Annotated in this window: 8 protein-coding genes; 3 read left to right on the top strand and 5 right to left on the bottom strand. The window is 74.6% G+C overall.

The genetic code is table 11. The features are described 5' to 3' along the window. Both C3486_RS26650 and C3486_RS26645 read left to right on the top strand, forming a co-directional pair. A partial coding sequence (locus C3486_RS26650) for an FAD-dependent monooxygenase (RefSeq protein WP_181138710.1) occupies positions 1-771 on the top strand: 771 nt, incomplete at its 5' end. Beyond that, positions 768-1664, top strand: a complete 897-nt coding sequence (locus tag C3486_RS26645; protein WP_103835302.1) for a Gfo/Idh/MocA family protein — start codon at positions 768-770, stop codon at positions 1662-1664. The genes C3486_RS26650 and C3486_RS26645, both read left to right, overlap by 4 nt. A gap of 107 nt (positions 1665-1771) precedes the next feature. Here the strand turns inward: C3486_RS26645 and lnt are convergent, their stop codons facing one another. From lnt to C3486_RS26625, 4 genes are all read right to left on the bottom strand, one after another. Next, positions 1772-3409, bottom strand: a complete 1638-nt coding sequence (gene lnt / locus C3486_RS26640; protein ID WP_258053007.1) for an apolipoprotein N-acyltransferase — start codon at positions 3407-3409, stop codon at positions 1772-1774. A gap of 175 nt (positions 3410-3584) precedes the next feature. After that, positions 3585-4085, bottom strand: coding sequence for a nuclear transport factor 2 family protein (locus C3486_RS26635; RefSeq protein WP_103835301.1), 501 nt, complete (start codon positions 4083-4085; stop codon positions 3585-3587). 77 nt (positions 4086-4162) lie between these two features. Further along, positions 4163-6055, bottom strand: a complete 1893-nt coding sequence (locus C3486_RS26630) for an ABC transporter ATP-binding protein (RefSeq protein ID WP_103835300.1) — start codon at positions 6053-6055, stop codon at positions 4163-4165. Positions 6056-6174: 119 nt separating this feature from the next. Then, positions 6175-8205: a heavy metal translocating P-type ATPase gene (locus C3486_RS26625; RefSeq protein WP_103835299.1), complete on the bottom strand. Its 2031-nt coding sequence runs from the start codon at positions 8203-8205 to the stop codon at positions 6175-6177. A 165-nt stretch (positions 8206-8370) separates the two neighbouring features. Between C3486_RS26625 and C3486_RS26620 the strand changes: the two genes are divergently transcribed. Beyond that, the gene (locus C3486_RS26620; protein WP_103835298.1) at positions 8371-8745 is read left to right on the top strand and encodes a metalloregulator ArsR/SmtB family transcription factor; all 375 of its coding nucleotides are present in this window, start codon (positions 8371-8373) and stop codon (positions 8743-8745) included. A gap of 61 nt (positions 8746-8806) precedes the next feature. On the opposite strand, the gene C3486_RS26615 is transcribed toward C3486_RS26620, so the two are convergent. Next, positions 8807-10165: an NAD(P)/FAD-dependent oxidoreductase gene (locus C3486_RS26615; RefSeq protein ID WP_103835297.1), complete on the bottom strand. Its 1359-nt coding sequence runs from the start codon at positions 10163-10165 to the stop codon at positions 8807-8809. Positions 10166-10539: the final 374 nt, after the last annotated feature.

Here is a 10539-nt window from a genome sequence, read left to right as displayed (position 1 = left end):
CCGACGCACTCCACTCCGCCGCCGCCGGCGCTCGTTCCGCGACACCGACCCCGTTACGCGGGCGTCACCACCTGGCGGTTCGTCGTGCCCGCGCCTGCGGGCGGGGTGGCGCCGCACGAGACCTGGGGCGCCGGCATGCTGTGGGGGAGTCAGCCGCTGCACGACGGGCGGGTGTACGCGTACGCGAGCGCCCTCGCGCCGGCCGGCGGGCGGGCGCCCGACGGCGAACGCGCCGAGCTGCTGCGCCGCTTCGGCGCCTGGCACCGGCCCGTCCCGGATCTGCTCGCCGCCGTGGAGCCCGGTGCCGTACTGCGCAACGACGTGTACGCGGTCGCCCGCCCGCTGCCCGCCTACCACCGCGGCCGGGTCGCGCTGCTCGGCGACGCGGTGCATCCGATGCCGCCCCACCTCGGGCAGGGCGGTGGCCAGGCCATCGAGGACGCCGTCGTGCTCGGCCTGCTCGCGCGGCCGGCGGGCGACCTCGCCGCGGCGCTGGCCGAGTACACCCGGGTGCGGCTGCCGCGTACCACCGAGGTCGTACGGCGTTCCGCACGCGTCGCGCGGCTCGCGACGTGGCGTTCGGCCCCGGCCCGGACGCTCCGTGCCGCGCTGCTCGCCGGTACCGCGCGGCTCGCGCCCGACCTGGCCCTTCGCGCGCTGGACGGGATCGCCGACTGGAATCCGCCCGGCGGTCCGGGAGCGGCGCCCGGCCACGTAGGCTCGGACGCGCCCGGCAACTCCGTCGGCCGCTCCAGAGGGGAAACACAGTGAAGGTTGGCTGCATCGGCCTCGGTGACATCGCGCGGAAGGCGTACCTCCCGGTGCTCGGGATGCAGCCCGGGGTCGAGCTGCACCTGCAGACGCGCACCCCGGCCACCCTCGAACGGGTCGCCGACACCCTCCACCTGCCCGCCGGGCAGCGCCACGGCGACCTCGACTCGCTGCTGGCGGCCGGGCTGGACGCGGCGTTCGTGCACGCGCCGACCGCCGCGCACCCCGAGATCGTCAGCCGGCTCATAGAGGCGGGCGTGCCGACCTATGTCGACAAGCCGATTTCTTACCATTACGAGGAGAGCGAGCGGATCGTGCGGCGGGCCGCCGACCGCGGCGTCAGCCTGGCCGTCGGCTTCAACCGCCGCTACGCGCCCGCGTACGCGCAGTGCCTGGAGCACCCGCGCGACCTGATCCTGCTGCAGAAGAACCGCGTCGGGCTGCCCGAGGACCCGCGCACCCTGGTGCTGGACGACTTCATCCACGTCATCGACACGCTGCGGTTCCTGGCGCCGGGCACGGTGGACCAGGTGCACGTGCGGGCGCGGGTCAGGAACGGGCTGATGGAGCACGTGGTGCTGCACCTGGCCGGTGACGGGTTCTCGGCCATCGGCACGATGAACCGGCTGAGCGGTTCGGCCGAGGAGGTCCTCGATGTCTCCGGGCAGGACACCAAGCGGCAGGTCGTCAACCTGTCCGAGGTGATCGACCACAAGGGGCAGCCGAGCGTACGGCGGCGGGGCGACTGGGTGCCGGTCGCCCGGCAGCGCGGCATCGAACAGGTGGCGCTGGCCTTCCTGGAGGCCGTGCGGTCCGGGACGCTGCTCACGGCCGAGGACGCGCTGCGCACGCACGAGCTGTGCGAGCGCGTGATCACCGAGGTGACCGGCTGACCGCCGCCGAGGTGACCGCTCACCGCCGCCCGGTGACCGGCTGATCGTAAAGCCCCCCGGTCCTCGCGGAACCCACCCCCCGGTCGCCGCCGCGGTGGCCGGAGGGGTCAGCCCGGTGTCTCGCCGGACCGGCCGGCCGGCTCCTCGCCGGGCCCGCCGCCCGCACCCGCAGCGTCCAGGGCCCCGGCTCCGGCCCCGGCCTTGCTCCCGTCGGTCGCGGCCCCGCCGACGGCAGTCCCGCTCCCGTCGCCCTGCCCGCCGCCGGGTCCCGGCCGGCGCAGGGCGTGGATGCCTGTCCGTGCGCAGTACACGGCGACCGCGAGGAGCGCCGCGTACAGGGGCCAGTCGCCGAAGCGGACGTACGGGCTGGTGCCGCGGGCCAGCGGGACGTCGTACACGGCGGCGGTGGCGCGGTCGGTGCCGAGCCGCTCGCCGATCTGCTCACCGCGCGGGCCGTGGACCGCGCTGACGCCGGTCAGCGTCGCGTGGACCATCGGGCGCCAGGTCTCGGCGGCGCGCAGCGCGGCCAGCGAGGCGTGCTGTCCTGGGGCCCAGCTCTCCTGGAACGAGGAGGTCGCGGACTGGGCGACCAGCAGTTCCGCGCCGTCCCTGACCAGATGGCGGCTCATGTCGGGGAAGGCCGTCTCGAAGCAGACGAGCGGGCCGAAGCGCAGTGCGCCGCCGTCCGGTGCCGTGCCCGCCGTCATCACGACCTGGCGGGTGCCGCGCTGCCGGTCCTCGGTGGCGGCCTTGCCGACGCTGGTGGCCCAGCCGAGGAGCGAGCGGGCCGGCACGTACTCGCCGAACGGCACCAGGCGCATCTTGTCGTAGCGGTCGCCGGTCGGGCCGTCCGGCCCTATCAGGACGGACGACTTGTAGATGCCGGGGCGGTCGGCGCGCCGGGCGTCCACGTTGACCAGCAGATCGGCGTGCACCTCGCGGGAGAGCGCGGCCAGCCGGGCGCGCAGCTCCGGATGGCGGGTCAGGTCGGCGCCGACGCTGCTCTCGCCCCAGACGACCAGGTCGACGCCGCGGCCCGCGAGGGCACGGGTGAGCTTCTCGCCCCGTGCGAAGCGCGCTTCGGGGCCGGCCACCACGCCCGCCTGGACCACCCCGATCCGGGTCGTGCCCGCGGGCTGCGGGCGGGGCGCCCACAGCCAGGCGGTGCCGGCGGCGACGGCGAGCGTCAGCAGCCCGGCGAGCGCGGTACGCCACACGGGCGGGGCCGTGAGCAGGATCGTGAGCGCGGTGTTCACCGCCACGATCAGCAGGGTCAGCAGCCAGACGCCGCCGAGGGAGGCGAGCCGCAGGGCCGGTGCCACCTGCCACTGGCTCGCGCCGAGCACGCCCCACGGGCCGCCCAGGTACTCCCAGGACCGGACCAGTTCGATCAGCAGCCAGCCGGACGGCAGGAGGACGAGTGCCGCGGCACAGCGTCCGGGGCCGGGACCGTGGGCACCCGCCCGGGTGCGCGGGCCGCGCAGTACGTCGCGGACGAGCAGGGCCCACGGTGCCCAGAGCGCCCCGAGCAGCGCGGCCAGTACGAGCAGGAAGACGTGCAGGCTGGGCAGCAGCCAGTGGTGCACCGCCAGCATGAAGCCCGTACCGCCCAGCCAGCCCTCCAGCGCGGCGCGGCGGGGCGTGCCGGCCGAGGCCAGGAGGGCCAGCCAGGGCACCAGGACGACGTACGCCAGCCACCACAGGGCGGGCGCGGGGAAGCACAGGGCCGGGAGCGCGCCGGCCACCAGTGCGGCGACCGCGCGCCACCAGGGGGAGCCGGGGCTCCCGGTCCTCTCGGCCGGCCGGGCGGCGCATACCGTGTCCCCCTCTCGGGTCGGACGCCCAGTGTGCGCCACGAAGGCGATCACGCACAGGGGGCGCGGCGGCCGGTGCTCGGGTGCAAGCCGTGCGGGGGAGGGCTCATGCCGTCGCCGCGGGCAGCACCTGGCGCCATTTCTCGTGCACGACGACCTCGGTCAGGCGCCAGCCGTCGGGCGTGCGGCAGGCGGTGAAGGCGCAGCGGCCGGCGCAGGTGTAGTTCGGGGCGAGCGTGCCGTGGCCGTCGGGGTCGGCGCCGGGCGCCGCCGACGGGTTCACGAGGTGCATCGGGTTGAGGTAGTCGGCGCGTACGGTGGCGGTGTCGCCGGGGGCACCGTCCCGGGTGTCCAGGTCGATCCGGCGGTTGACGATCAGGTGCTGGCGGACGGGGAAGTGGCGCATCGTCTCCGCGAGCCAGGCCGCGACGTCCTCGCAGCGGCCCTCGATGCCGCCGGCCGAGCGGTAGTCCGCGCGGCCGTCGGGGGTGAACAGTTGCCGGTACGCGGCCCAGTCGCCGTCGTCGACGGCGTGGGCGTAGGCGGTGACGAGGTCGTCGATCGCGAGGCGGTCCATGACGGTCGAGTGTTCAGCGCGCTGGGTCACCCCCCGAGTCTTTCCGCACCGGCCGGTCGCCGCCAAGGGGCAGGACCGGCCGGTGCGGTACCGGCGGACATCCGTGGTCAGTTCACGGGCGCCGTCTGCCGGGTCGCGGGTGCTTCGGCGAACTGGGTGCGGTACAGCTCCGCGTAGCGTCCGCCGGCGGCGAGCAGCGCCTCGTGGCTGCCGCGTTCGACGATCCGGCCGTCCTCGACGACGAGGATCAGGTCGGCCGACCGTACGGTGGACAGCCGGTGGGCGATCACCAGCGAGGTACGCCCTGCCAGCGCCTCGGTCAGCGCTTCCTGGACCGCGGCCTCGGATGTGTTGTCCAGGTGGGCCGTTGCCTCGTCGAGGATGACGACCCGGGGGCGGGCCAGCAGCAGCCGGGCGATGGTCAGCCGCTGCCGCTCACCGCCGGAGAGCCGGTACCCGCGCTCGCCGACGACCGTGTCCAGGCCGTCCGGCAGCCCGGCGATCAGGCCGTCCAGCCGGGCCCTGCGCAGCACGTCCCACAGCTCCTTCTCGGTGGCCTCGGGGCGGGCCAGCAGCAGGTTCTCGCGGAGCGAGTCGTGGAAGAGGTGGCCGTCCTGGGTGACCATGCCGAGGGTGTCGCGCAGCGAGGCGGCGGACAGGTCGCGCACGTCGACGCCGCCGATGCGCACGGCGCCCTCGTCCGCGTCGTACAGCCGCGGCAGCAGCTGCGCGATGGTGGACTTGCCGGCGCCCGAGGAGCCGACGAGCGCGACCATCTGGCCGGGTTCGGCGCGGAAGGACACACCGTGCAGGACCTCGTCGCCGCCCCTCGTGTCCAGCGTGGCGACCTCTTCGAGGGAGGCCAGGGAGACCTTGTCGGCGGCCGGGTAGGCGAAGCGCACGCCGTCGAACTCCACGGACAGCGGCCCCTCGGGCACCTCGCGCGCGTCCGGCTTCTCGCTGATCAGCGGCTTGAGGTCCAGCACCTCGAAGACCCGCTCGAAGCTCACCAGGGCGCTCATGACCTCGACGTGCGCGCCGGAGAGCGCCGTGAGCGGCGCGTAGAGCCGGGTCAGCAGCAGGGCGAGGGAGACGATCGCGCCGGGGTCCAGGCTGCCGCGGAGGGCGAGGTAGCCGCCGAGGCCGTAGACGACGGCCAGGGCGAGCGCGGAGACGAAGGTGAGCGCGGTGACGAACGACGTCTGCACCATGGCGGTACGGACGCCGATGTCCCGTACCCGGCGGGCCCGCGCGGCGAATTCGGCGGACTCGCGCTCGGGCCGCCCGAAGAGCTTGACCAACGTGGCGCCGGGTGCCGAGAATCGCTCGGTCATCTGCGTGCCCATCGTGGCGTTGTGCGTGGCGGCCTCCCGGCGCAGCTGCGCCAGGCGCCGGCCGACGCGCCGGGCCGGCAGCACGAAGACGGGGAGCAGTACGAGGGCGATCAGGGTGATCTGCCAGGACAGGCCCAGCATCACGACCAGTGTCAGGATCAGCGTGACGACATTGCCGACGACCTGGGAGAGGGTGTCGCTGAACGCCCGCTGCGCGCCGATGACGTCGTTGTTGAGCCGGCTGACCAGGGCGCCGGTGCGGGTGCGGGTGAAGAAGGCGACGGGCATGCGCTGGACGTGGTCGTACACGGTCGTGCGCAGGTCCAGGATCAGGCCCTCGCCGATGGTCGCGGAGAGCCAGCGGGTGAGCAGGCCGAGGCCGGCCTCGGCGACCGCGATGGCGGCGATCAGCCCGGACAGACCGAGCACCAGCCCCGTGGAGGAGCGGTGCACGATCGCGTCCACGACCCGGCCCGCGAGCAGCGGCGTGGCCACGGCCAGCATCGCCGTCACCGTGCTGAGGAGCAGGAACGCCACGAGGTGACGGCGGTGCGGGCGGGCGAAGGCCGCGATGCGGCGCACCGTCCCGCGCGAGAAGGGACGCCTGTCCTGTTGCGCGGTGACGGTGCTGTGCAACGAGTGCCAGGCGGTGACTTCCATGTCCATCGCGGACCTCCGGGTGCGGTCGTCCGTCGCGGTCGGGACGACCGGCGACACATCAGGAAGCTATGACCTCAACCAATGTTGAGGTCAATGGCTTCCTTCGTGGAGGTGCCGGATGCCGATCAGTCGGCTGCGCGCCGCCATGCCGCGGCGCGCAGCAGCCGCAGCCCGTTCAGCCCGACCAGGACGGTCGAGCCCTCGTGGCCCAGCACGCCCAGCGGCAGCGGCAGCCGGCCCAGCAGGTCCCAGACCACCAGGCCGCCGATGCACACCGACGCGATCACGAGGTTCTGGGTGACCAGCTTGCGGGCGCGCCGGGAGAGCGCGACCACGGCCGGCACGGCGCCGATCTCGTCGCGCACGACCACCGCGTCGGCGCTCTCCAGCGCCAGGTCCGAGCCGGCCCGGCCCATCGCCACGCCGCTGTCGGCGGCGGCCAGCGCGGGCGCGTCGTTGACCCCGTCGCCCACGACCAGCACCCGCTCGCCCTGCCGCTGCCAGTCCCGTACGGCGGCCACCTTGTCCTCGGGCAGCAGACCGGCGCGTACGTCGGTGATCCCCGACTCGTCCGCGGTGCGGGCGGCGGTGCGGGCGTTGTCGCCGGTCAGCAGCGCGGGCGCGGTGCCGGTCAGGGCGCGCAGCCGGGCGACGGCGCGCGGCGTGCCGGGCCGCAGCCGGTCGGCGAGCGCGAGCACGGCGGCGGGCGCGCCGTCGATCAGCACGACGACGGCGGTACGGCCGGCCGCCTCGTACTCCGCGACGGCTCTGCGGGCGGCCTCCGTGCCGTCCGTGTCCGCGAGCGGCCCGGCGAAGCCGTCCTGTGCGTCCGTGAGCGGCCCTGCGGGACCGTCCGTGGCGTCCGGCAGCAGGCCGGCGGGGCTGCCGACCTGCACCGTGCGGCCCGCCACCGTCGCGCGGACGCCCCGGCCCGGTACGGAGGAGAAGTCCTCGGCGTCCGCCGGGCGCAGGCCGCGCTCGCGGGCGGCGCCGACCACGGCGCGGGCGAGCGGGTGCTCGCTGGGGAGTTCGGCCGCGGCGGCCGCCGCGAGAGCCTCGTCGGCGTCGAAGCCGGGCAGCGCGCGGACGTCGGCGACCCGCGGGGTGCCCTCGGTGAGGGTGCCGGTCTTGTCCATCGCCACCCGGGTGACCGCGCCCAGCCGCTCCATCGCCACGGCCGACTTCACCAGCACGCCGTGCCGGCCGGCGTTGGCGATGGCGGAGAGCAGCGGCGGCATGGTGGCCAGCACGACCGCGCACGGCGAGGCCACGATCATGAAGGTCATGGCGCGCAGCAGCGTCGGGGTGAGGTCGGCGCCGAAGGCCAGCGGGACGGCGAAGAGCGCGAGGGTGGCCACGACCACGCCGACGGAGTACCGCTGCTCGATCTTCTCGATGAACAGCTGGGTCGGCGCCTTGGTGCCGCTCGCCTCCTCGACCATCGTCACGATGCGCGCGATGACCGATTCGGAGGCGTTCTTGTCGACGCGGACGCGCAGCGCGCCGGTGCCGTTGAGGGTGCCGGCGAACACCGTGTCGCCGGTGCGCTTCTCCGCGGGCAGCGGCTCGCCGGTGATGGACGCCTGGTCCACCTCGCTCGCGCCGTCCAGCACCGTGCCGTCGGCGGGCAGCCGCTCGCCGGGGCGCACCAGGACGGTGTCGCCGACGGCCAGCGCGGTGGCGGCGACGGTCTCCTCGCCGTCCGCGGTCAGCCGTACGGCGGTGGCGGGCGTGAGGTCCAGCAGGCCGCGTACCGAGTCCTCGGTGCGCCGGGTGGCCAGCGCCTCCAGCGCGCCGGAGACCGCGAAGATCACGATGAGCAGTCCGCCGTCGAGGTACTGGCCGATGGCGGCGGCGCCGATCGCTGCGACGACCATCAACAAGTCGACATCGAGGGTGCGTTCGCGCAGCGCCGTCAGGCCCGCCCAGCCCGGCTCCCAGCCGCCCGCCGCGTAGCACACCGCGTACAGCGGACCCCACGCCCAGGCCGGTGCGCCCGCGAGGTCGAGCGGGAAGGCGATCAGGAAGGCGAGCGCGGCCAGCGCCGCCCAGCGGACCTCGGGCAGTGCGAAGAGCCGGGTGCGGCGGGGGAGCGCCGCGGGGGCCGGTGGCGCCGGCGCGGCGGTCGCCTGCTCGTCGGCCAGTGTGGAAGCCATGGGGGACACCTCGGGGCGGAGACGTGCGCGGGGCGGCGCGCACGGCGGGTACGGACGGGGACAGACCCACGTACGCATGAAGACCTCTTCATGCGTACGTGTCGACGCCACCATAGCCGAATACATGAAGAGGTCTTCAAATATGCTGGTCGTTACGATGGGCGCATGGGACATGGAGTCGACGCCCGGGTCACGCCGGCCGAGCACCTGGACGCGGAGTCCGCCGCGACCATCGCCGCCACGCTGCAGGCGCTGGCCACGCCGTCACGCCTGATGATCCTCACGCGGCTCCGCCAGGGCGCCTGCCCGGTGGGGGAGTTGGCCGAAGCCGTGGGCATGGAGCAGTCGGCCGTCTCGCACCAGCTGCGGCTGCTGCGCGCGCTCGGCCTGGTCACCGGCGCCCGCCGGGGCCGCCGCATCGTCTACAGCCTCTACGACAACCACGTCGCGCAGCTCCTGGACGAGGCCGTTTACCACATCGAGCACCTCCGGCTGGGCGCCCGCGACCTCCCGGCGGACGACGCGGCCGGGCAGGACTGAGGCCCCGCCCGGCCGTGCCGCTCCGGCTGCCGCTCCCGGCCGCCGGCCGGCCCGGCACCGGTCAGCCGGAGCTGCGCCCGCCGGCCCGTGCCCGTACGTCGTCCGGCGAGATGTAGACGTCCGTGCGCTCGAAGTCCCGCAGCGTCGCGTCCCGCCCCGACTGGAACCCGGTCCGTACGAAGTCGTCACCCGCCGTGGCGTTGAGCAGCCAGTTCGCGACGGTGCGGAACCGCGCGGTACCGGTACGCAGCGCCATCAGGTGATAGCCGCGCGCCACGACCTGCGCGGGCAGCCCGACCAGTTCCTTGCCCAGCGGCCGCGACACGGCGTCGATGCCGCCGAGGTCGACCACCAGCCCCAGGTCCTTGTGCTTGTACGGCGTGCACAGCCGGCCGCGGAGCGAGGCGATGATGTTCCGCGCGGCGTGCTTGCCCTGCCGCTGCGCGTGCTGCGCCGTGGGCGGGCAGACCGCGCCGCCCTCCTTGGTGATGTCCGGCACGGCGGCGGCGTCGCCGCAGGCCCAGACGCCGGGCATGCGCGGCACGGACAGGTCGGCGTGCACCGCAAGCCGGCCCTTCACGGTCTCCGCGCCGAGCGTGCCGATCAGCGGGCTCGCGGCCACGCCGGCGGTCCAGATCAGGGTGTGACAGGGCAGTACCCGGTCGTCGGTCAGGGTCACGGTGTCCTCGGTGACCGACTTGACCGACACGCCGAGCGAGACCTCCATGCCGCGCTTCTGCACCAGCTCCATGGCCTTGGTGCCGAGCCGCTCGCCCAGTTCGGGCATCAGCCGCGGCGCGATGTCGATCAGGTGCCACTTGACCTCGCCCGGCTCGATGCGGCCCGCGTACCGCTCGATCGCCGCACTGGTCAGCCGCTGCAGGTACGCGGCCGTCTCGGTGCCCGCGTAACCGCCGCCGACCACCACGAACTGCAGCCGCGCCGCCTTCTCGGCCGGGTCGGCGCAGCACGCGGCGATGTCGAGCTGCGCGATGACGTGGTCGCGGATGTACGCGGCCTCGGCCAGCGTCTTCATGCCGAGCGCGTGCTCGGTCAGGCCCGGGATGTCGAAGGTCCGGGTGACCGAGCCGGGAGTCAGCACGAGGTGGTCGTAGGACAGGTTGACGGTGTCGCCGGTGATCTGGCGGACCGTGCAGACCTTGTTGGCGGTGTCCACCCCGATCACACCGCCCGGCACGAGCCGGGTCCTGCGCAGGATGCGGCGCAGCGACGGGGCGATGGACTGGGGGGTGACCACGCCGGCCGCCAGGTGCGGCAGCAGTGGCAGGTACAGCTGGTAGTTGGTGGGGGAGACCAGCGTCAGCTCGGCCTCGCGGGCCTCCAGGCCGTGCTCCAGGGCGCGGGCGCATTCGACTCCGGCGAAACCGCCGCCCACGATCAGCACTCTGGGTCGTTCCATCACGGTCCTCGCAATATCGGCAGCAGGGGCCCGGTGGCGACGCCACCCCTGGACACGCTGGCACGCACCCCCACCGCCCGCCATCGGGCCGGGGGTCCGGTCGCGCGACCGGGTGAGTACCGGCGCCTCCAGGGACGCCGGGTGCCCCGGGAGAGCGGTGGTAATCACCCGAGTGGTGACGATTCGCGCCATGCGACGCGGGGCGGCGGGGCCGACGGAGCGCCGGCCGCAGCCTCCGTACGGGACCTTCGGTGCCCGCGCGGACCTTCCCGTCGTGCACACGGGCCGGGGAGGGAGGGCGAGGGGTGGCGAAGAGTGGTGGAAGGGGGCCAACAACTTTCCGGTACAACCAAGTTGTTGACTCGGGCCAGCAG

The organism is Streptomyces sp. Ru73, assembly GCF_002920575.1.
Lineage (GTDB): Bacteria > Actinomycetota > Actinomycetes > Streptomycetales > Streptomycetaceae > Streptomyces.
The sequence above is the reverse complement of the archived record's forward strand: the minus strand, read 5'-3'. Positions and strand labels throughout refer to the sequence as shown.